Origin of the sequence: Microbacterium sp. F2E (assembly GCF_020905435.1) — a bacterium.
Lineage (GTDB): Bacteria > Actinomycetota > Actinomycetes > Actinomycetales > Microbacteriaceae > Microbacterium > Microbacterium lacticum.
In genome coordinates, this window is record NZ_JAJJIB010000004.1 from 162,461 (window position 1) to 182,693 (window position 20,233).

The window sequence follows — 20,233 nt, forward strand, 5'->3', positions numbered from 1 at the left end:
GGGAGGCGCGGCCGGAGCCCCCGCGCGGGTTCAGCGGGCCAGGAGCGTGCCGATGACGGATGCCACGGACCCGGCCACGTCGAGCGCGGCGATCGGCCCCCCCGAGCGTGCCGCCGACGCCGCCGCGGCGGCGTGGCCGTGCACGTACGCCGCGGTCGCCGCGAGCGCGCCGAGGGTATCGGCGTCGAGCGCGGCGCTGCCGTCGGCCCCGGCATCGGCCTCGGCCGCCCCGGCCGCGCCGGCGACGAGCGCGCCGAGGATGCCCCCGAGCACGTCGCCCGTGCCGGCCGCCGCGAGCCAGGCCGTCGGACTCACGACGGTGCGAACGCGGCCCGCGGGGGTCGCGACGACGGTGCGCGATCCCTTCAGGAGCACCGTCACACCGAGCGCGGCGGCGGTGTCGACCGCGGCGCCCTCCCGGTCGGCGCCGGGCCCGGTGAGCGAGATCTCGGGCAGCCCCGCCGCCTCCCGCAGGCGCGCGAGCTCGCGGTCGTGCGGGCTAACGACGACCGGCGCGACGGCGCCCGGCACGAGATCGAGCGCGCCCGCGTCGACGACGACGGGCATCGACCCGGCGAGCAGCTCGCGGCGGGCGGCGGTGTCGGCGCCGCTCCGCTCCGAGGCATCCGTGCCCGAGCCGATCAGCCACGCCTGAACGCGACCGTCCGCGGTCACCGTCTCGGGGCGGCGGGCGAGCACGAGCGCGGTCGGGCGCTCGTCGCCGAGGTAGCGCACCATGCCGAGCCCGGTGCGGTGGGCGGCCTCGACGCCGAGCACCGCGGCGCCCGGGTAGCGGTCCGACCCGGTGCGCACCCCCAGCACGCCGCGGGAATACTTGTCGTCGGAGGCCGTTGGCATCCGGAGAACCCCTGCCGCCTGCTCCGCCGTCCACTCGAGCGCCATGGCGTCACCCTACCCCCGTCACTCTCCCCGGAAGGACCCGATGAACCTGCTGTTCACGCCGATCGAGCTGGGCGGGCTGACCGTCCGCAACCGTCTGTGGGTCGCCCCGATGTGCCAGTACTCGGCTGTCGACGGTGTGCCGAACGACTGGCACCACGTGCACCTCGCGCAGTTCGCGTCGGGCGGGGCGGGCGTCGTTATCGCCGAGGCGACCGCGGTGCTGCCCGAGGGGCGCATCTCGCCCGAGGACGTGGGGCTCTGGAACGACGCGCAGCGGGATGCCTGGGCCCCGATCGCCGCCTCGATCGCCGCGCGGGGCGCCGTCCCCGGCATCCAGCTCGCGCACGCCGGCCGCAAGGCGTCGACCTGGTCGCCGCTCACCGGCGAACGCGGAACGGTGCCGGCGTCGGACGGCGGCTGGCAGACGGTGGCCCCGTCGGCGATCGCCTTCGAGGGGTTCGACGAGCCCGTCGCGCTCGACGCCGCGGGCATCGACGCGGTGGTGGATGCCTTCGCCGCGGCCGCGGCGCGGGCCGTCGCCGCGGGGTTCGCGCTGCTCGAGGTGCACGCCGCGCACGGCTACCTGCTGCACCAGTTCCTCTCCCCGCTGTCGAACACGCGCACCGACGAGTACGGCGGCTCGCTGGAGAACCGCGCCCGACTGCTGCTGCGCGTCGTCGACGCGGTGCGGGAGGCGGCGCCGAGCGCGGCCCTGACCGTGCGCTTCTCGGCGAGCGACTGGGCCGACGGCGGCTGGGACGCCGCACAGACCGCGGTCGTCGCCGGGTGGGCGGCCGAGCGCGGCGCGGTGTTCTTCGACATCTCCAGCGGCGGTCTCGTCGCCCACCAGCAGATCGTCACCGGCCCGGGCTACCAGGTCGCCCTCGCCGCCGAGGTGCGCTCGGGGGCGGGCGTCGCCGTCGGCGCGGTCGGCGAGATCACCTCGGGTCCGCAGGCGGAGGAGATCCTCGCCGCGGGCGCGGCCGATGTCATCCTCGCGGGTCGTGAGTGGCTGCGCGATCCGCACTTCGCGCTGCGCGCGGCGACCGAGCTCGGCGACCCGGCGACCGCCCCGTGGCCGCCGCAGTACCTGCGGGCCCGGCCGCGGCAGCCGCGCTGAGGCGCGACCGGCGCCACCAGCGAGACCGGCGCGCCGCGCGACATCGGCGCCGTCAGCGCACGACGGCCGGGTTCTCGACGAGCACCCCGACGAGGCGTTCTAGCCGGTCGTTCATGCGGTCGGTGATCTCCGCGCTCGAGCGCCCCTCGATCGTGGCGCGCGCGCACGTGTCGTCGGAGACGTCGACGAGCAGCTGCGCCGCCTCGGCGACCGTGAGGCGGAGGCGCAGGCCGTAGGCATCCACGACCTGCAGGATGATGCCCTCGACGCGCGAGCGGAGCGCTCCCTCCCAGGCGAGGTAGGCGGTGGCGAGGCTCGGATCGCGGAGGGCCTGCGTGCGGATCTCGCTGATCAGCTGCGGCTCCATGCGCGCACCGAACGAGACGCCGACCACCTGCCGCACGAGGGCGCTCATGTCGGAGACCGCGTCGGGGGCGAGCTCCTGCACGCGCACGGCCACCTCGTCGAGCTTCTCCCCGGCGAGCTGGGTGATGAGGGCGAGGAAGAGCTCGTTCTTCGACTCGAAGTTCGAGTAGAACGCGCCGCGCGTGAAGCCGGCCCGTTCGCAGATCATCTCGACCGACGCGGCATCCATGCCGACCTCGGCGAACACCTCATGAGCGGCGTCGAGCAGACGCGCGCGGGTCTGCTCGCGGCGGCGGCTGCCGGCGCGGCTCGTCACATCGGTCACGGCGCCTCCTCTCGGACATTTTCACATCGATTCACCAGACTTGCGGCGGGCGACGCTCTTAGGATCGATCTATGTATCGGATACAGCGCTGTATCGAACCCCACTGACCCTCGTATCGGGAGCGCCCGTGTCCACACTTCTGTACTCGCTCGGCCGCTGGTCGTACCGCCACCCCTGGCGGGTGCTCGTCGGCTGGCTGCTGCTGCTCGGCGTGGTCGGCGGCATCGTCGGCGCCGGCATGGCCGCCGGCAGCGTCAAGGGCTTCGACAACTCGTTCTCGATCCCCGGCACCGAGGGCGAAGAGGGCCTCGAGATCCTCAATCGCACCTTCCCGCAGGCGAGCGGCACGAGCGCCCAGTACGTCATCGTCGCCGCGCCCGGCGACCGCATCGACGAGCGGCCCTACAGCGGCGAGATCGCCTCGGCCGTGTCGCAGCTGTCGGACCTCGACGGCGTGCTCGCCGTCACCGACCCGTTCGACGAGATGGTCGGCGGCATGGTGTCGGACGACGGTGAGGCGGCGCTCATCCGCCTGCAGTTCGCGGGCACCGTGACCGACGTGCCGGATGCCACGAAGACGGCCCTCGAAGACGAGTCGGCCGCGCTCGGCGGTGCGCTGCCCGAAGGATCGAAGGTCGCCGTCGGCGGCGACCTGTTCTCCACCTCCCTCCCCGCGCTGTCGATCATCGAGGCCGTCGGTGTGCTCGTGGCGCTGTTCGTCCTGATCGTGACCTTCCGCTCGATCGCGGTCGCGTGGTTCCCCCTGGTCAGCGCCCTGATCGGCGTGGCCCTCGCGATCACCCTCATCTTCCTGTCGACGGCCTTCGCGACGGTCTCGTCGACGACGCCGATGCTCGCGATCATGCTGGGACTCGCCGTCGGCATCGACTATGCGCTGTTCATCGTCGCGCGACATCAGGACCAGGTGCGCGCCGGCACCAACCCCGAGGAGTCGGCGGCCCGCGCCACGGGCACCGCCGGCTCGGCGGTCGTCTTCGCGGGCGTGACGGTGCTCATCGCCCTGATCGGCCTCGGCTTCGCCGGCATCCCCTTCCTCACCACGATGGGCATCGCCGCGGCCGCCGCCGTCGCGGTCGCCGTGCTCGTCGCGGTAACCCTCACCCCCGCCCTCCTCGGCTTCGCGAAGGCACGGGTCGCAGGGTGGGGCTACGGGCTCTCCCGCGGTGTCGCCGTGCGGCGGCGGCCCGGCGGGCGAGGCTCGCGCCGAGGTGAAACGCCCGCCGCCGGGGCCGCCGGTGCCGACGCCGAGCACGACGCGGATGCCGCGGAGGTGGGCAAGGCGGATGCCGCGGGCACCCCCGCCCTCGCCGCCGCGCCGGCCCGCACGAACCGCTGGGTCGCGCTCGTGACGAGGCATCCGATCATCACGACCATCGCCGTCGTCGTCACGCTCGGCGTGGTCGCGATCCCCGCCGCGAGCCTGCAGCTGGCCCTCCCCAACGCCGGCATGCAGCCGACCTCGAGCGAGGCGCGGCAGACCTACGACCTCACCGCCGAGCACTTCGGCGCCGGCGCGAACGGGCCGCTCATCCTCACCGGCACGATCGTCACCTCGACGGATCCGCTCGGGCTCATGGCCGACCTGAAGGCCGAGGTCGAGCAGATCCCCGGCGTCAAGGAGGTCGCCCTCGCGACCCCCAACGAGACCGCAGACACCGGGCTCGTGCAGATCGTGCCCGAGACCGGCCCCGACGACCCGGCGACGGCCGACCTCGTGCGCGAGCTCCGCTCCCACCACGACGAATGGCTGGAGAAGTACGGCGTCGACCTCAAGGTGACCGGGTTCACCGCGATCGCGATCGACATCTCCGACCGGCTCGGCGCGGCGCTCCTGCCCTTCGGGCTGTTCGTGATCGGTCTCTCGTTCATCCTGCTGATGATCGTGTTCCGCTCGATCTGGGTGCCGATGAAGGCGACGGTCGGCTACCTGCTGTCGATCCTCGCCGCGTTCGGCGTCGTCGCCGCCGTGTTCGAGTGGGGCTGGCTCGCCGACGCTCTACACGTGACGCGGACGGGCCCCGTCATCTCGTTCATGCCGATCATCCTCATGGGCGTGCTGTTCGGCCTCGCGATGGACTACGAGGTGTTTCTCGTCTCGCGCATGCGGGAGGACTTCGTGCACGCGCGGCGCGCGGCCAGGGCCTCCGGCGAACCCTACGACGAGAGCGCTCTCGCGATCGCCGCGGTGCGCAGCGGCTTCACCGCCTCGGCGCGCGTGGTCACGGCCGCCGCGGTCATCATGTTCGCGGTGTTCGCGGCGTTCGTGCCCGAGGGCGACACCGCGATCAAACCGATCGCGCTCGGCCTCGCCGTCGGCATCGCCGTCGACGCGTTCCTCGTGCGCATGACCCTCGTGCCCGCGGTGATGGCCCTCCTCGGCGACAAGGCGTGGTGGATGCCTCGCTGGCTCGACCGCGCCCTGCCGCACTTCGACATCGAGGGTGAAGCGGTCGAGCGCGAGCTCGCCCTGGCCGAGTGGCCCGAACCCGACTGCACCGCCCCGCTCGTCGGCGAGGGCGTCGGAGTGCGAGTCGACGGCGGCCGCGGCGTCGGCGAGGTGGAGCTGTTCTCGAGCGCCGACATGCGCGTCGAGGCCGGCGAGACCCTGCTCGTCACGGCGGCCGACCCGCGCGCCTCGCGCGCGTTCGTGCTCATGGTGGGCGGGCGCATCGACCCGTCCGAGGGGCGGCTGCGCGTCGCCGGGCACCTCCTGCCCGGCCGGGCCGCGTGGGTGCGCGCGCACGTCGGGGTGGCGCTCCTCGACGGCGCCGCCGATCCGCTCCGCGAGCTGCGCCGCGCGCTGGCCGGCCGCACGAGCCTCGTCGCCATCGACGGGCTCGACACGCTCGCCGGCGCCGACCGCGACCAGGCCGCCGCGCTGCTGCGCGACGCCGCCGAGCGCGCGGCATCCGCTCCCCGCCGGCGCAGGTCGCGCCACGGTGAGACGGCCGGCGGCCCAGGTCGCCCCCTCACGATCGTCGCCTCGGCGCGACGCGAGGGCGCCGCGCTCGACCTCCTCTCCGACGCGCACCGACCCGGGGTGAGCGCGCTCGCGCTGACCGCGCGCTCCGCATCGGCTCCCGCTTCCGCTTCGACCTCCTCGCAGGTGATCTCATGACCCTCTCCCTCGAGCGCGCGCGTTCGCGCCGTCCCGTGACCTGGCTGACCCTGATCGGCATCGTGCTGCTGCCGGTCGTGATCGGTGGCATCCTCGTCGCCGCCCTGTACAACCCGGTCGAACGTCTCGACGGCATGCGCGCCGCGATCGTGAACAACGACGAGCCGGTCACCGTCAACGGACAGCTCGTGCCGCTCGGCCGCCAGCTCGCGGCCGGGCTCGTCGGGGGTTCGGACGATCTGCCGTCGAACCTCGACTGGACCATCTCGAACACCGACGACGCCGCGGCCGGCCTCGCCGACGGCACCTACGACGCCGTCATCACGATCCCCGCGAACTTCTCCGCGGCCGCGACGTCGACCGCGGGCGCCTCTGACGGGTCCGGCGGCACCCCCGAGAAGGCGACGATCTCGGCGCAGACCTCGCCCGACAGCCTCATCGTCGACGACGCGATCACCTCGCAGGTGGCGAGCGCTGCGGCATCCGTGCTCGGCACGCAGCTGTCGACCGTCTACCTCGAGAACGTCTTCCTCGGGTTCACGACACTCGGTGACAAGCTCGGCGAGGCCGCGACCGGCGCCCACCAGCTCGCCGACGGGGCCGCGCAGGCTTCCGCCGGCGCCGCGCAGCTGCCGGCCGGGGCGACCGCGCTCGCGAGCGGTGCCACCCAGCTCGGCGAGGGGGCGACGGAGCTCTCGGGCGGCCTCACCCAGCTCGCCGACGGCACCCGTCAGTCCGCGGGCGGCGCCGGCCAGCTCGCCGCGGGTCTCGGACAGCTGTCGGGTCAGCTCACCTCCACCGCTCCCGACACTCTCGGCGGGGCGGCCGCCACGAACGTCTCGTACACGAATGCCGCCGCGACGGCCACGCAGGGCCTCGCCGGCACCTACCAGACGCTCCTCGCCGCCAACAACTGCATCCCGCCCGCGACGCCGACGACGCCCGAGCAGGGCGCCGTGTGCCTCGCCCTCGGGCAGCTGGCGACCGGCATCACCGACTCCGCCACGAATGCGGGATACTCGGCGGGCTACGCTGCGGGCGTGCAGAAGGGGCTCGGCACCGCGGCCGCGGGCATCGACCAGCTCACCGCCGGCGCGAGCGGACTGCAGTCGGGACTCGGCACCATCGCCGACGGCCTCGACCAGTCGGCGACCGGGGCCACCGGGCTCGCCTCCGGCGCCGCGCAGCTCTCCGCCGGGGGAACCCAGCTCGCCGATGGCGCGACCTCGCTCGCCGATGGCGTGAGCGCGCTCAGCACCGGAACGGCGTCGCTCGCCGACGGCCTGACCCAGGCATCCGCCTCGATCCCCTCGTACACCGATCAGCAGGCGAAGGACCTCGCGTCGGTCGTGGCGGACCCGGTGCGCGCCGACGGCGCGAGCACGACGCTGTTCGGAGCGTCGGCGATCCCGTTGCTGGCGATGCTGGCGCTGTGGTTCGGCGGTCTCGCATCGTTCATCGTGCTGCAGGCGGTGCCGCGGCACGCGCTCAGCTCGCGCCGCTCGTCGGTGCTGCTGGCGCTGCGCGCCTTCGCCCCGGCCGCCGCGATCGGCGCCGTGCAGGGTCTGCTCGTCGCGCTGGTGGTGCAGCTGGCCGCCGGCTATGACGCGGGCGCGTGGTGGACCTTCGCGGGTCTCGCCGTCGTCGCCGGGATCGCCTTCGCCGCCGTCAACCAGGCTCTCGTCGCCGTGTTCGGCGGCGCGGGGCGGTGGGTGTCTGCGCTCATCGGGGTGCTGGCGGTCGCGACCGGGATCGTCTCGACGGTGCCGGGTGTCCTCGCCGCGGTGGCGGGGCTCATGCCGACGACGCCGGCCTACACCGCGATGCTCGCCGCCCTGACCTCGGCCGGCGGCCTCGGCGCGGGACTTGCCGGCATGATCGTGTGGGCCGCGCTCGCCGTCGTCGTGACCATCATCGCCGTGGCGCGCCGCCGCACGGCGAAGCCATCGACGCTGCTGCAGCCCGCCCCCGCGCTGGCGTAGCCACCGCGGCCGGCGGCGGCGGCTTCCCGTGGGCGCTACAGAAACCAGCATCCGCGCCAGGCTAACCCTGTAGCGGCTGCCGGTTCCTGGTGCGGTACCAGCCTGCGGTGCCGAAACCTGTGGCCGATGCCGGTGACTGGCGCCTTGGCCACGCGCCACAGCCCACTCGGTCACCACGCGCCCCCAGCCCCGCGGCGCGCTACAGAAACCAGCATCCGCGCCAGGTTAATCCTGTAGCGGATGCTGATTCGTGGCGCGGCAGCAGCCGTCGGCGCAGAAGGCTGTGGCGGATGCCGGCGACTGGCGCCTCAGCAGTACCCCGCAGCCCACTCGGCCACGACGCGCGCGCGGCGCGCGGCGCGCGGCGCGCTACAGAAACCGGCATCCGCGGCAGGTTAAACCTGTGGCGGATGCCGGTTCGTGGCGCGGGGACGGGCGCGCGGGGCGCGGGGTGCCTCAGTTCAGGCCGCTGTAGACGTGCAGGCCCTTGAAGAACATATTCACGATCGTGAAGTTGAACATCACGGCCGTGAACCCGATGATCGACAGCCATGCGGAGCGGGTGCCGCGCCAGCCGCGCGTCGCGCGCGCGTGGATGTACCCGGCGTAGAGCACCCAGATGACGAAGGTCCAGACTTCCTTGGTGTCGAAGCCCCAGTAGCGACCCCATGCATCGTTGGCCCAGACAGATCCGGCGATGAGCGTGAACGTCCAGAAGATGAACCCGATGATCGCGAAGCGGTACGCGAGCGATTCGAGCATGTCGGCCGACGGCAGCGTGCGCAGGAAGCGCGGCCCGCTCTTGATGGCAGGGTTCACCGCCGGCGCGCCGGCGCCCGTGTCGGCGAGAGCCGCATACCCGGATGCCTCGTCAGCGGCGACCGCCAGGCGCTCGCGCCGCGCCTGTAGCAGTTGCAGCACCGACAGCGCGAAGGCGAGTGCGAACAGCGCCGTCGCGAGAGACGCGACGAAGACGTGGATCACGAGCCACACGCTCTTCAGCGGGTCGGACAGCGGCACGACGACGGTGTAGAACCAGATCGCCGTCGCACCGAGCAGCACCGTCACGAGCCCGGTGATGAAGGTCCCGAGGAACCGCAGGTCGTAGCGCAGCAGCACGACGAGGTAGACCGCGACGATCAGCATCGTGCCGGTGAGCGCGAACTCGTACATGTTCGACCACGGCACGCGACCTGCCGCGATGCCGCGGGTGATGTCGGCGGCGACGTGGAAGAGGAACCCGAGCACCGTCAGTGACGTGCCGATCCGCGCCCACAGGTAGCGGCGGCGTGCCCCCGGGCGCGCCTCGAGGTTCACCGCCGCGGCATCCTCTTCGGCGCGCACGCGCGAGGCGGCCGAGGCGCCGGCGGCACCCGCAGCGGCGACCGAGGCCGCACCGACGAGCTGCCGCTCGCGCGCGCCGGCGGCTTCGGAGGCATCCTTCTGCTGCAGCGCGAGGTCGGAGCGTCGCGCGAGGTCGACGGCGTACGCGATGAACGCGAGCGCGTAGATCGCGATGGCCGTCCAGACGAGCAGGACCGAGACGCTATCGAGCGAGAAGTCGGCGGCGGGCATGGCGTCCAGTCTACGCGGGCAGATTCGCGTCGTCGGGGGTGGATTCCGGCGCCGAGGCACCGGGCGAAGAGGCACCGGGCGACGACGAGCGGGTGGATGCCTGGGCGGGCCGCCCCTCGGCATCCAACGCCTTCTGGTGCTCGCGCTGCAGGCCCTCGACCGCGACGGCGAGCGCGGGGTCTTCGCCGCGGGCGAGACCGGCGTACTCGATCGTGACGGCGCCGTCTCCCGTCGGAATGGCCTTCACCCAGAGACGGCGACGGGGCACGAACAGCGCGGCGAGCAGCCCGAGCAGCGCGATCACGGCGAACAGCAGCACGAACGGGGCGCCGACGTCACGGTGGATCGACAGCGACACGTAGCGCTTCACGGTCTCGGCGCCGCCGGTCGCGGTGTTGTCGTCGAACGTGATCGTGCCGAGGCCGTCCGGCAGGTCGACGGTCTGCCCGGGCTCGAGCTTCAGCGAGTCGACGCCGATCGAGCGTCCGGTGAGCTGGGTCATGCCGCTCGTGTCGAGGGCGTAGACGTTGCGCGGGGTGCCGTCGTCGATGCCGAGGTCGCCGACGTAGACGTCGACGGTGAGGAGCGGGTTCGCGAGCGCCGGGTAGGCCGAGGTGAACGCTCCCGAGTGCAGCGTCGCGGCGGTCGGGTAGAAGAAGCCGACGAGCCCCATCTGCTCGGGCAGCCCGTCGGGCACCTTCACGACGCCGAGCGAGGTCATGTTCGTGTCCTGCGGCAGGAACTCCACGTCCTCGCGGAAGACGACGTCGCCCGCGGGGTTTCGCACCGTGATCGTCGGCGCGTAGCCGTTGCCCATCAGGTAGACGCGGTCGCCGGCCATGTCGATCGGGTGGTTCACTCGCACGGCCTGCTGCTTCGGCTCCTGCCCCGGTTCGCGGGTGGTGAGGTTCGCGGCGAAGTCGCCCGCCATGCCCTGCCCCGCCTCGCCGACCGGCACGTACGACACGTCGAAGCTGTCGAGGGTGAGCGAGTAGGGCGGAAGGCTCTCGGTGTCGACGAAACGGCCCGGGTTGAACGAGGTGTAGCCGAGGCCGAGGGAGTTCACGAAGCTGTCGCCCTCGACGATGACGGTCTGCCCCGTGTAGGTCAGGCCTCCCCCGATGCCGACCGAGAGCAGCACGCCGACGAGCGCGCCGTGGAAGATCAGGTTGCCGGTCTCGCGGGCGTAGCCGCGCTCCGCCGAGACCGACGCGACGGCGGGCCGCTTCGCCGTGGCGGGCGTGTCGTACCGCTCGACTCGGTAGCCGGCCTTCCGCAGCTGCTGCTGCGCGAGGTCGACGGCGTGGGATGCCTCGTCGGAGGCATCCGTCCCCGCCGGCACGGCACGGACCGTCTCGTCGTGGTCGTCGAGCCGCGACAGGCGTACGGGAGTGCGCGGCGGCCGGGCGCGGAGCGCCCCCAAATGGTGGGTCGTGCGCGGGATGACGCAGCCGATCAGGGAGATGAACAGCAGGATGTAGATCGCCGAGAACCACGCCGACGAGTACACGTCGAACAGCTGCAGGTGGTCGAGGATCGGGTAGAGATCGGGGTTGTCGGTGCGGTACTGGCTGACCCCGTTGGGGTCGGCGGTGCGCTGCGGCACGATCGATCCGGGGATCGCGGCGATCGCGAGCAGCAGCAGCAGCACGAGCGCCGTGCGCATGCTGGTCAGCTGCCGCCAGCCCCAGCGGAGCCACCCGACGACGCCCAGCCGCGGCTGCGCGATGTCGCCGGTCGGACGCCCGGTACGCGGCGCGCTGTCGGCGTGGTCGTCCGGCCGCAGCGGATCAGAGAGGGAGCTCGACACTGCCGATCACCCCCTGCAGCTGAGACATCACCGAGGTCCACACTCCCGTGACCATGAGCAGGCCGAGAATCACGAGCAGCACGCCTCCGATGATGTTGACCGCGCGGATATGCCGACGCAGGAATGCGACCGAGCGGGTCGCCCAGCCGAACCCGACCGCGAGGAGCACGAACGGGGTGCCGAGGCCGAGCGAGTAGGCGACGGCGAGCGCCACGGCGCGCCACGGGTCGGCCTGGGTCAGCGAGATGGACAGGATCGCGGTGTAGGTCGGTCCGATGCACGGGGCCCAGCCGATGCCCATCGCGACGCCGAGGAGCGGCGCGCCGATGAGGCCGAGGTTCGAGCGCACCTGCGGCTTGACGGTGCGCTGGGCGAACCCGAACACCCCGAGGAAGACGAGGCCCATCACGATCACGACGACGCCGAGCACGCGCGTGATCGGGTCCTGGTACTGGATGAAGAACCGCCCGACCGAGCCGGCGAGCACCCCCATCGCGACGAACACGACGGTGAACCCGGCGATGAAGAGCACGACGCCCAGCAGCAGGCGGCCGCGGCCGCGCTGCGCTGCCGTGCGCCCACCGCCGGCACCCGCGGTCGCGCCACCCACCCCCGTGGTCGTCCCGCCGGTCGCGCCCGCGGCGCCGCCGAGGAATCCGAGATAGCCCGGCACGAGCGGCAGCACGCACGGCGAGAGGAAGGAGATGAGCCCCGCGAGCATCGCGATGGGAAGCGCCAGCCACAGCGCGCCGTCGAAGACGATGGAGCCGGCGTTCACGACGCGAGCCTCACGACTTCTCGGCGAGAACGTCGTCGATGACGGTGCGCAGGATCGAGCCGCTCTCGATCTGGCCGATGAACCGTGCGGCGACGCGGCCCTGCGCATCGAGCACGAGCGTGACGGGCACCGACTGCAGCGGCGTCCAGTCGGCGAACGCGAGCTTGAGGTCGGCGTCTTCCTTCGCGATCAGCGACGGGTAGGTGATGCCGTAGGTCTTCTCGAAGGCGGTCGCCTGCTCGGGGCCGTCGTAGATGTTCACGCCGAGGAAGCGCGCTCCCTGCGGCGAGACCTGCTGGTAGGTGTCTTCCAGCGTGGATGCCTCGGCACGGCACGGTCCGCATCCGGCGTACCAGAAGTTCAGCACGAGCACGGTGTCGTCGTAGTCGGCGCTCGACACGGTGCTGCCGTCGACGGCGGTGCCGGAGAACTCGACGGCGGCCTCGCGCTGGTCGACGGGGATCTCCTGCACGCGACCGTCACCGGAGATGAAGCCCTGCCCGCCGCCCTGCTGATACTGCGAGACGAGGTCGTCGTTCGCGCTCGTGCAGGCGGTGAGGGTGAGTGCGAGGGCGACGGCGACGAGCGCCGCGGTGACGGCGGTGCGCACCGGGCGCCGGGTCGAGGAGAACGCGCGCATCAGACCGCCCCCACGTCGACGCTGCCGGCGGTGGCAGCGGGTTCGGTGTAGCCGACCTCGACCCACTCGTCGCCGTGCCGCTCGAAGCTCGTGACGCTCGACAGCGCGCAGCGTCGCTTGCGCGGGTCGTGGCGGAGAGGTTCCCCCGCGACGGCGAGGTGGGTGACCCAGATTGGCAGCTGGTGCGAGACGATCACGACGTCGCCGCCGTCCTCCTGTCCCCAGGCGTCGCGCATCGCGGCATCCATCCGCTGCACGATCTCGAGGTAGGGCTCACCCCAGCTCGGGATCGACGGGTCGCGCAGGTAGCGCCAGTTCGCCGGATTCATCACGGCGCGGCGCATCTGCTTGCCTTCGAACACGTTCGTCGGCTCGATGACGCGCTCGTCGATGACCGGGTCGAGCCCGAACGCGGCCGTGAACGGCTGGGCCGACTCGCGGGTGCGCTGGAGCGGCGAGGCGTACAGCGCACTCACCGGCCGGTCGAGGCTCTGCACGTAATCGGCCGCGGCGGCGGCCATGCGGCGCCCGTCGGCGCTCAGCGCGAAGTTCGGCAGGCGCCCGTACAGCACGCGATCGGGGTTGTGGACCTCCCCGTGGCGCACGAGGTGGAGGCGATCTGCGGGCACGCGCCAAGTCTACGGGGGCCGCGGTTGTGGGCGGGCTGAGAAGCGGATGCCTCCGGTCGGTTCGGCGTCACGAGCGCGAGGCAGGGGCCGAGCACGATGATCCACGCCGCGGCGAGGCGGCGCGCGGCCGACGCCAGTGCCTGCGCGTCAGACCCGGTCGCTGCCGGCGCGGGCGCGCAGCTGGCGCACGCGGGTGACAGTGAACCAGACGAGGGCGGCCGCCGCCGCAGCGATGACGACGTACTGCAGGATGCCGGCGTACTCCTCGACGATGTGCCACTGCTCGCCGAGGAAGAACCCCGAGAGCACGAAGACGCTGTTCCAGATGAGCGATCCGGCGAGGGTGAGCAGCCCGAAGCGCCAGAGCGGCATGCGCACGACGCCCGCGGGGATCGAGATCAGGCTGCGGAAGATCGGCAGCATCCGCCCGAAGAACACGGCCTTGCCGCCGTGGCGGCCGAACCATGCGACCGTGCGATCGACGTCGTCAACGTGCAGGAGCGGCAGGCGCTTCACGAGCGCACGCAGCCGGTCGAGCCCGAGCACCGCGCCGATCCCGTAAAGGGCGAACGCACCGACGACCGACCCCGCCGTCGTCCAGAACAGCGCCTCGAAGAGGGTGAACGAGCCGCGCGCGGCGGCGAGCCCCGCCATCGGCAGGATCACTTCGCTCGGCAGCGGCGGAAAGAGGTTCTCGAGCGCGATCGCGACGCCGGCGCCCGGCGCCCCGATGAGATCCATGAGGCCGACGACTCCGTCGACGAGCGCGGTCAACCAGGAGCCGTCAGGAGTCGTCATGCCCGCGACGCTACGGGGACAAGGTGACGAGAACCTGAGCGGATGCCGGGGGCCGCGCGCCACCCCACTGAGAGCTCGCGCACCCCGAGCGCACGGCGCCCGCCGCGTAGACTGGCTCCTCGTGACCGAACGCACCCTCGTGAACCAGCTGCAGTCCCGTGAAGACGGACCCGTCCGCGTCTCCGGATGGGTCGAGACCGTCCGCGATCAGAAGAAGGTGCAGTTCGTCATCCTGCGTGATGAGACCGGCGCCGTGCAGCTCGTGAACCCCGCGACCCGCCCCGACCCGGAGGGCGCCGAGCAGGATGCTGCGGCGCTCGAGCTCACCGCACTCATCTCGGAACTGTCGACCGGCACCTTCCTGACGGTCACGGGCGAGCTCAAGCACGACGAGCGCGTCAAGCTCGGCGCTGTCGAGATCAAGATCGGCGGCCTCGAGATCGCCGCCGCGGCCCTGCCCGAGACCCCGATCGCGGCCGACAGCGGCCTCGACAAGCGCATGGACTGGCGCTTCATCGACCTGCGCCAGCGCCGCAACAACCTGATCTTCCGCATCCAGACGACGCTCGAGCACGCGATGCGCAACTACTGGGTCGAGCGCGACTACGTCGAGATCCACTCGCCCAAGCTGATGTCGACGCCCGCCGAGGGCAACGCCGAGCTCTTCGCGCTGGAGTACTTCGGCGACCAGACCGCCTACCTCGCGCAGAGCCCGCAGCACTTCAAGCAGATGGCTCAGGCCGCCGGCTTCGGCAAGGTGTTCGAGATCGGCGACGTGTTCCGCGCCGACCCGAGCTTCACGAGCCGCCACGCGACCGAGTTCACCTCGATCGACGCCGAACTGTCGTGGATCGACTCGTACGAAGACGTCGCGCAGATGCAGGAGGAACTGCTCGCGGTCGCCTTCCAGGCAGTCAAGGACAAGCACGCCGACGAGATCAAGGAGCTCTTCGACGTCGACGTCGTCGTGCCGAGCCTCCCGTTCCCGCGCATCCCGCTCGCCGAGGCCCGCGAGATCGTGAAGGGCCGCGGCTACGACATCCCGCGCACCGATGGCGACCTCGACCCCGAGGGCGAGCGCCAGATCTCCGCGCACGTGCAGGAGACCTACGGGCACCAGTTCGTGTTCATCACCGACTACCACCCCGAGATCCGGCCGTTCTACCACATGCGCGACGCCGAGACCGGCCTCACCTGCAGCTACGACCTCCTCTTCCGCGGCACCGAGATCACGACGGGCGCGCAGCGCGAGCACCGGATCGACGTGCTCGAGGCGCAGGCGGTCGAGAAGGGTCTGTCGCTCGAGGGCCTCGAGCACTACCTCGACTTCTTCCGCTACGGCATCCCGCCGCACGGCGGCTTCGGCATGGGGCTCGCGCGCGTGCTCATGCTGATGCTCGGGCAGGACTCGATCCGCGAGGTCACCTTCCTCTTCCGCGGCCCGACGCGTCTGGCTCCGTAAGCGAAGGGTCCGCCCCGGCGGGCCCTTCGTCGTCTTTCCCTCTCCTTTGCCGATCGTTCATCTGCGACGCACGAATGGTCCATCCTCCGCCCGTAACGTCCTCTCGTCCCCGTTGCACGATCGCCGTCCTTCGGCGCGTGCACCACCCGAGAGGAAACCCGCATGTCTACTTCTGCGCTGCGTCGGATCGTTCCGGCCTTCGCTCTGCTCACCGCGTCGGCGATCGCCCTCGCGGCGTGCTCCACCGCGGCCGACGCCGGCACGGACGGCTCCAGCGCCGCCTCCGCCACGAGCGTCGCCGACTTCGGCACCTTCGCCGACCTCGAGACCGCCGCCAAGGCCGAGGGCAAGCTCAACGTCATCGCGCTGCCGCGCGACTGGGCCAACTACGGTGCGATCATCGACCTGTTCAAGAAGACCTACCCCGAGATCGAGGTGACCGAGCAGTCGCCCGACGTCTCCAGCGCCGAGGAGATCCAGGCCGCCAAGACCAACGCGGGCCTGGACACCGCTCCCGACGTCTTCGACGTGGGCCTCACCGTCGCACTGCAGTCGACCGACCAGTTCGCCGCGTACAAGGTGCAGACCTTCGACGAGATCCCCGACGCCCTCAAGGAGCCCACGGGCCTGTTCGTCGGCGACTACGGCGGGTACATGTCGGTCGGCTACGACTCAAGCCGCTTCCCGGAGCCCGCGACGATCACCGACCTGCTGGGTGAGGACTACAAGGGCTCGGTCGCGATCAACGGCGACCCGACGCAGGCCGGCGCTGCCTTCGCGGCCGTGGGTCTGGCCACCGTCCAGAACGGCGGCACGCTCGATGACTTCCAGCCCGGCATCGACTTCTTCAGCGACCTGCAGAAGGCGGGCAACCTGCTGAAGGTCGACGTCACCACAGGCACGATCGCCTCGGGCGAGACCCCCGTCGTCTTCGACTGGGACTACCTCAACGCGACGCACTCCGAGACGAACTCGGCCTGGAAGGTCAAGGTCTTCGACGGCACGGGCTACGCGGGCTACTACAACCAGGCCATCAACAAGGATGCCCCGCACCCGGCCGCCGCGCGGCTGTGGCAGGAGTTCCTCTACAGCGACGAGGTGCAGAACCTGTGGCTGGCCGGCGGTGCCCGCCCCGTCCGCATGGAGGCCATGACCGAGGCCGGCACGATCGACGCGACGCTCGCTGCGGCGCTGCCCGCGGCACCCGCCGAGACGGTCGTCCCCACCGAGGAGCAGAGCTCGAACGCCGGCACGCTGCTCGGCGAGGAGTGGGCCGCGGCGGTTCAGTGACCTCCCCGTCGCTCACCAGCACGACCAACCCTGGGCCGGAGCTTCCCGCTCCGGCCCAGGGCCGTGCCCGGCCGTCCACCGCGTGGCTGGGCCTCGTGCCGTTCGGCGCGTACCTGGCGCTGTTCCTCGTGCTGCCGACGGTGCTCGCGATCGCCACGGGGTTCTTCGACAAGGCCGGCGCCTTCACGTGGAGCAACCTGTCGGCGCTCGTCGACCCGGTGATCCTCACGACCTTCTGGAACACGACCTGGCTGTCTCTTCTGACGGCGGCCGTCGGCGCGATCATCGGCGCGATCGTCTGCTACGCCACGATGGGCCTGCCGCCCACGGGCGGCATCCGCACGACCCTCGACGCCGCGACCGGTGTGCTCGCCCAGTTCGGCGGCGTCATGCTCGCGTTCGTCTTCATCGCCACGATCGGCGTGCAGGGCGTCGTCACGATCCTGCTGAAGGACACCTTCGGCATAGATCTGCAGCCCGGCACATGGCTGTACTCGGTGCCGGGGCTCATCCTCCCCTACATCTACTTCCAGGTGCCGCTGATGATCATCACGTTCCTGCCTGCTCTGGCGGCGCTCAAGCCCCAGTGGGCAGAGGCGAACCTCACGCTCGGCGGGAGCCGCGTGAGCTTCTGGCTGCGCATCGGCTTCCCTGTGCTCGCGCCGTCGTTCCTCGCGAGCTTCCTGCTGCTTTTCGCGAACGCGTTCTCGTCGTACGCGACCGCCGCGGCCCTCGCGAGCCAGGGCTCGCAGATCGTCCCGCTGCAGATCCGCGCCGCACTCACGAGCGAGACGGTGCTCGGACGCGAGAACCTCGCCGGCGCCCTCGCGCTCGGCATGATCGTCATCGTCGGCGTCGCGATGGGGTTGTACGCCCTGCTGCAGCGCCGCGCCGCGAGGTGGCAGTCGTGAACGGCATCGGCCCCTCGCGCGCGACGCGCTGGATCATCGGGCTCATCGTGGGTGCGCTCTTCGCGATCCCCCTCGTATCGACGTTCGTCTTCACGCTGCGCGACCGCGAGACCGGCGGGTACTCGTTCGCGAACTGGGCGCGCGTGTTCGATCCGACCAACACGCAGGTGCTCACGCCGATCTGGACGGGCCTGGGCAACTCGCTCGTCCTCGCCGTCGTGACCGTCGTGATCGTCCTCGTGCTGCTGCTGCCGACGATGCTGCTGATCGCGCTGCGGTTCCCCCGCATCGGCCGCGTGTTCGAGTTCGCCGTACTGCTTCCGATCTCGATCCCCGCGATCGTGCTCGTGGTGGGCCTCTCGCCGATCTACCTGCAGATCGGCCGCACGCTCGGCACGGGCACGTGGACGCTCGCGTTCGCGTACGGCATCACGGTGCTCCCGTTCGCGTACCGGTCGATCAAGGCGTCGATGGATGCCGTGGACCTGCGCACCCTCGCCGAGGCCGCGCGCTCGCTCGGCGCGAGCTGGTTCGCGGTCGTCGTCCGGGCGCTCGTGCCGAACCTCCGGCAAGGGTTGCTGGCGGCATCCCTCATCTCGGTCGCCGTCGTCCTCGGCGAGTTCACGATCGCGTCGCTGCTGAACCGCCAGGTGCTGCAGACGGCCCTCGTCGTGGCGAACAAGATCGACCCGTACGCGTCGGCGATCTTCACGCTGCTCTCGCTCCTGTTCGTCTTCCTGCTTCTGCTTGTCATCGGTCGCGCCGCACGCCTGCGCGACGGAAAGGCCTCCTCATGACGACCGCCGACTCCCCCGCGCGCCCGCTGCCGCGCACCTCCGACAACCTGCTGCTGCACGAGGCCGGCGCGGGCACCGCGGTCCGCCTTGCGGGGATCGTCAAGGACTTCGGCACGACGCGCGTGCTGCACGGCGTCGACCTCGACATCGCACCGGGCGAGTTCGTATCTCTGCTGGGGCCGTCCGGATGCGGCAAGACGACGCTCCTGCGCATCCTGTCGGGCCTCGAGGGCGCGACGGCGGGCACCGTCGCCTTCGACGGCAACGATGTGTCGCGCGTGCCGACGAACCGTCGCGACATCGGCATGGTGTTCCAGTCGTACTCGCTGTTCCCGCACCTGCGCGTGGTCGACAACACGGCGTTCGGCCTACGCCGTCGCGGCGTCGCGGCGCGTGACGCCGCGACGCGCGCGCACGACGCCCTCGAGCTCGTGGGGCTCGGCCACCTCGCCGACCGGTTCCCGCACCAGCTCTCCGGCGGCCAGCAGCAGCGCGTCGCGCTCGCCCGCGCTCTCGTGACCGAGCCGCGCGTGCTGCTCCTGGACGAACCGCTGTCGGCCCTCGACGCCAAGGTGCGCGTGCAGCTGCGCGACGAGATCCGCCGCATCCAGCTGCGGCTGGGCATGACGACGGTTTTCGTGACGCATGATCAGGAGGAGGCTCTCGCGGTCTCCGACCGGATCGCCGTCATGAACGCAGGCACGATCGAGCAGATCGGCTCACCCGGCGAGCTGTACGAGCGCCCCGCCTCGCCCGAGGTCGCCGCGTTCGTCGGCCTGTCGAGCGTCGTCGCGGGCGTCGCCGAGGGGCAGAGCGCACGCGTCTGGGGATTCGAGCTGCCGTTGCTGCGCGGCGTCGACGCGGGCGCCGTCGAGGTGTTCGTCCGGCCCGAGAACATCCGCTTCGTGGCGGCGGATGCACCGGGTGCCGACGGCACGATCCTCGAGTCGACGTTCCTGGGCAGCTTCCGCCGCACGCTCGTGCGGATGGCGGACGGCACGCTGCTCACGGTGCAGCATCCGGTCGCCGAGCAGGTCGCCTACGACCAGGCCGTGCGCATCGCGATCGACCCCGTGCCCGTGCTGGCCCGGACGGCCGGCTGAGTTCAGACCTCGAGGTCGACGCAGACGCGGTCTGCGACGACCGACCGCACGAATCCGACGACCGCCTGGTGGGCTGGATGCGTCTGGTACGCATCCAGCCCCGCCTGGTCGGCGAAGTCCGCGATCAGTGCGACGTCCCAGTTGCCGCCGCCGAGCACGTCGGGTCCGACGGTGATCTCGAGCAGCGACGGCACGACGCCGCGCAGCGCGCCAAGATCATCGGACATCTTCTGCGCCTGGGCGGCACGCTCGGCCGGGTCCTGGCTGGCAAGTCGCCACGCGACGATGTGACGGATCATTCCGCTTCCTCTCCTGCGCCCACGGTGTCGTTCAGGGCGATGCGCAGTCGGTCCGGCGAGACCCGCCAGTGCCCGTGCAGCTGCCCGTCGATGAGCACGACCGGGATCTTCTCCCACCACTGCGCGTACAGCGCGGGGTCATCGGCGATCGACAGCTCCTCGACGTCGACGTCGCCATCCGGGCGCTCGGCGACGACGAGGTCGACGATCTCGCGCGCGACGTCGCACAGGTGGCAGTCGGGTTTGGAGATGATCGTCAGTGTCGCCATGGCATCCATCCTTCCGGATACACGAAGCGCCCCGCGA

At 71.6% G+C, this 20,233-nt stretch carries 18 protein-coding genes; 8 read left to right on the plus strand and 10 right to left on the minus strand.

Annotated elements, in window-relative coordinates:
- Positions 1-30: 30 nt before the first annotated feature.
- Complete coding sequence (locus LOK55_RS05270) at positions 31-903, minus strand: ADP/ATP-dependent (S)-NAD(P)H-hydrate dehydratase (protein ID WP_229934535.1); 873 nt, start codon at positions 901-903, stop codon at positions 31-33.
- Between the two features lie 40 nt (positions 904-943).
- Here LOK55_RS05270 and LOK55_RS05275 point away from each other — a divergent pair, with 40 nt between their 5' ends.
- Entirely contained in the window at positions 944-2,023 is a 1,080-nt protein-coding gene (locus LOK55_RS05275; protein ID WP_229934569.1) for an NADH:flavin oxidoreductase/NADH oxidase, read from the plus strand.
- A 52-nt stretch (positions 2,024-2,075) separates the two neighbouring features.
- On the opposite strand, the gene LOK55_RS05280 is transcribed toward LOK55_RS05275, so the two are convergent.
- A complete protein-coding gene (locus LOK55_RS05280; protein WP_229934536.1) occupies positions 2,076-2,714 on the minus strand; it encodes a TetR/AcrR family transcriptional regulator in 639 nt (212 codons plus the stop codon).
- 127 nt (positions 2,715-2,841) lie between these two features.
- Between LOK55_RS05280 and LOK55_RS05285 the strand changes: the two genes are divergently transcribed.
- On the plus strand, positions 2,842-5,853 hold the full coding sequence (locus LOK55_RS05285) for an MMPL family transporter (RefSeq protein WP_229934537.1): 3,012 nt from the start codon (positions 2,842-2,844) through the stop codon (positions 5,851-5,853).
- On the plus strand, positions 5,850-7,835 hold the full coding sequence (locus LOK55_RS05290; RefSeq protein ID WP_229934538.1) for a YhgE/Pip domain-containing protein: 1,986 nt from the start codon (positions 5,850-5,852) through the stop codon (positions 7,833-7,835). The genes LOK55_RS05285 and LOK55_RS05290 overlap by 4 nt, the downstream gene beginning before the upstream one ends.
- Before the next feature lie 456 nt (positions 7,836-8,291).
- Here the strand turns inward: LOK55_RS05290 and ccsB are convergent, their stop codons facing one another.
- The 6 genes from ccsB to LOK55_RS05320 form a co-directional block, all read right to left on the minus strand.
- Positions 8,292-9,410 (minus strand): c-type cytochrome biogenesis protein CcsB, encoded by a 1,119-nt coding sequence (gene ccsB, locus LOK55_RS05295; protein ID WP_229934539.1) that lies wholly within the window; start codon positions 9,408-9,410, stop codon positions 8,292-8,294.
- Between the two features lie 10 nt (positions 9,411-9,420).
- Positions 9,421-11,220, minus strand: a complete 1,800-nt coding sequence (locus LOK55_RS05300) for a cytochrome c biogenesis protein ResB (protein ID WP_229934540.1) — start codon at positions 11,218-11,220, stop codon at positions 9,421-9,423.
- Positions 11,201-11,998 carry a cytochrome c biogenesis CcdA family protein gene (locus tag LOK55_RS05305; RefSeq protein WP_229934541.1) on the minus strand — a complete coding sequence of 266 codons (798 nt, stop codon included), beginning with the start codon at positions 11,996-11,998 and terminating at the stop codon, positions 11,201-11,203. The genes LOK55_RS05300 and LOK55_RS05305 overlap by 20 nt, the downstream gene beginning before the upstream one ends.
- A 10-nt stretch (positions 11,999-12,008) precedes the next feature.
- Positions 12,009-12,638, minus strand: a complete 630-nt coding sequence (locus tag LOK55_RS05310) for a TlpA disulfide reductase family protein (protein WP_229934542.1) — start codon at positions 12,636-12,638, stop codon at positions 12,009-12,011.
- Positions 12,638-13,267 carry a histidine phosphatase family protein gene (locus LOK55_RS05315; protein ID WP_229934543.1) on the minus strand — a complete coding sequence of 210 codons (630 nt, stop codon included), beginning with the start codon at positions 13,265-13,267 and terminating at the stop codon, positions 12,638-12,640. Before LOK55_RS05315 ends, LOK55_RS05310 begins: the two co-directional genes overlap by 1 nt.
- A 147-nt stretch (positions 13,268-13,414) precedes the next feature.
- Positions 13,415-14,065 (minus strand): DedA family protein, encoded by a 651-nt coding sequence (locus tag LOK55_RS05320; protein ID WP_229934544.1) that lies wholly within the window; start codon positions 14,063-14,065, stop codon positions 13,415-13,417.
- A 121-nt stretch (positions 14,066-14,186) separates the two neighbouring features.
- Between LOK55_RS05320 and aspS the strand changes: the two genes are divergently transcribed.
- The 5 genes from aspS to LOK55_RS05345 all read left to right on the plus strand — a co-directional run bounded on the left by aspS (position 14,187) and on the right by LOK55_RS05345 (position 19,628).
- The gene (aspS, locus tag LOK55_RS05325; protein ID WP_229934545.1) at positions 14,187-15,527 is read left to right on the plus strand and encodes an aspartate--tRNA(Asn) ligase; all 1,341 of its coding nucleotides are present in this window, start codon (positions 14,187-14,189) and stop codon (positions 15,525-15,527) included.
- A 162-nt stretch (positions 15,528-15,689) separates the two neighbouring features.
- Positions 15,690-16,817, plus strand: a complete 1,128-nt coding sequence (locus LOK55_RS05330) for an ABC transporter substrate-binding protein (protein WP_229934546.1) — start codon at positions 15,690-15,692, stop codon at positions 16,815-16,817.
- The gene (locus tag LOK55_RS05335; RefSeq protein ID WP_374107620.1) at positions 16,814-17,728 is read left to right on the plus strand and encodes an ABC transporter permease; all 915 of its coding nucleotides are present in this window, start codon (positions 16,814-16,816) and stop codon (positions 17,726-17,728) included. The genes LOK55_RS05330 and LOK55_RS05335 overlap by 4 nt, the downstream gene beginning before the upstream one ends.
- Positions 17,725-18,525, plus strand: coding sequence for an ABC transporter permease (locus tag LOK55_RS05340; RefSeq protein ID WP_229934547.1), 801 nt, complete (start codon positions 17,725-17,727; stop codon positions 18,523-18,525). Before LOK55_RS05335 ends, LOK55_RS05340 begins: the two co-directional genes overlap by 4 nt.
- Positions 18,522-19,628: an ABC transporter ATP-binding protein gene (locus LOK55_RS05345; RefSeq protein ID WP_229934548.1), complete on the plus strand. Its 1,107-nt coding sequence runs from the start codon at positions 18,522-18,524 to the stop codon at positions 19,626-19,628. The genes LOK55_RS05340 and LOK55_RS05345 overlap by 4 nt, the downstream gene beginning before the upstream one ends.
- A gap of 2 nt (positions 19,629-19,630) precedes the next feature.
- On the opposite strand, the gene LOK55_RS05350 is transcribed toward LOK55_RS05345, so the two are convergent.
- Together LOK55_RS05350 and LOK55_RS05355 are read right to left on the minus strand one after the other, a co-directional pair.
- Positions 19,631-19,927, minus strand: coding sequence for a Dabb family protein (locus LOK55_RS05350; RefSeq protein ID WP_229934549.1), 297 nt, complete (start codon positions 19,925-19,927; stop codon positions 19,631-19,633).
- Positions 19,924-20,196, minus strand: a complete 273-nt coding sequence (locus tag LOK55_RS05355; protein WP_229934550.1) for a glutaredoxin family protein — start codon at positions 20,194-20,196, stop codon at positions 19,924-19,926. Before LOK55_RS05355 ends, LOK55_RS05350 begins: the two co-directional genes overlap by 4 nt.
- Between the last annotated feature and the right edge of the window lie 37 nt (positions 20,197-20,233).

Coding starts and splice junctions, on each gene's coding strand:
- LOK55_RS05355 (WP_229934550.1), bottom strand. CDS start 20,196: ATGGCGACACTGACGATCATCTCCAAACCCGACTGCCACCTGTGCGAC.
- LOK55_RS05270 (WP_229934535.1), bottom strand. CDS start 903: ATGGCGCTCGAGTGGACGGCGGAGCAGGCGGCAGGGGTTCTCCGGATG.
- LOK55_RS05320 (WP_229934544.1), bottom strand. CDS start 14,065: ATGACGACTCCTGACGGCTCCTGGTTGACCGCGCTCGTCGACGGAGTC.
- LOK55_RS05275 (WP_229934569.1), top strand. CDS start 944: ATGAACCTGCTGTTCACGCCGATCGAGCTGGGCGGGCTGACCGTCCGC.
- LOK55_RS05290 (WP_229934538.1), top strand. CDS start 5,850: ATGACCCTCTCCCTCGAGCGCGCGCGTTCGCGCCGTCCCGTGACCTGG.
- LOK55_RS05330 (WP_229934546.1), top strand. CDS start 15,690: ATGTCTACTTCTGCGCTGCGTCGGATCGTTCCGGCCTTCGCTCTGCTC.
- LOK55_RS05345 (WP_229934548.1), top strand. CDS start 18,522: ATGACGACCGCCGACTCCCCCGCGCGCCCGCTGCCGCGCACCTCCGAC.
- LOK55_RS05350 (WP_229934549.1), bottom strand. CDS start 19,927: ATGATCCGTCACATCGTCGCGTGGCGACTTGCCAGCCAGGACCCGGCC.
- ccsB (WP_229934539.1), bottom strand. CDS start 9,410: ATGCCCGCCGCCGACTTCTCGCTCGATAGCGTCTCGGTCCTGCTCGTC.
- LOK55_RS05310 (WP_229934542.1), bottom strand. CDS start 12,638: ATGCGCGCGTTCTCCTCGACCCGGCGCCCGGTGCGCACCGCCGTCACC.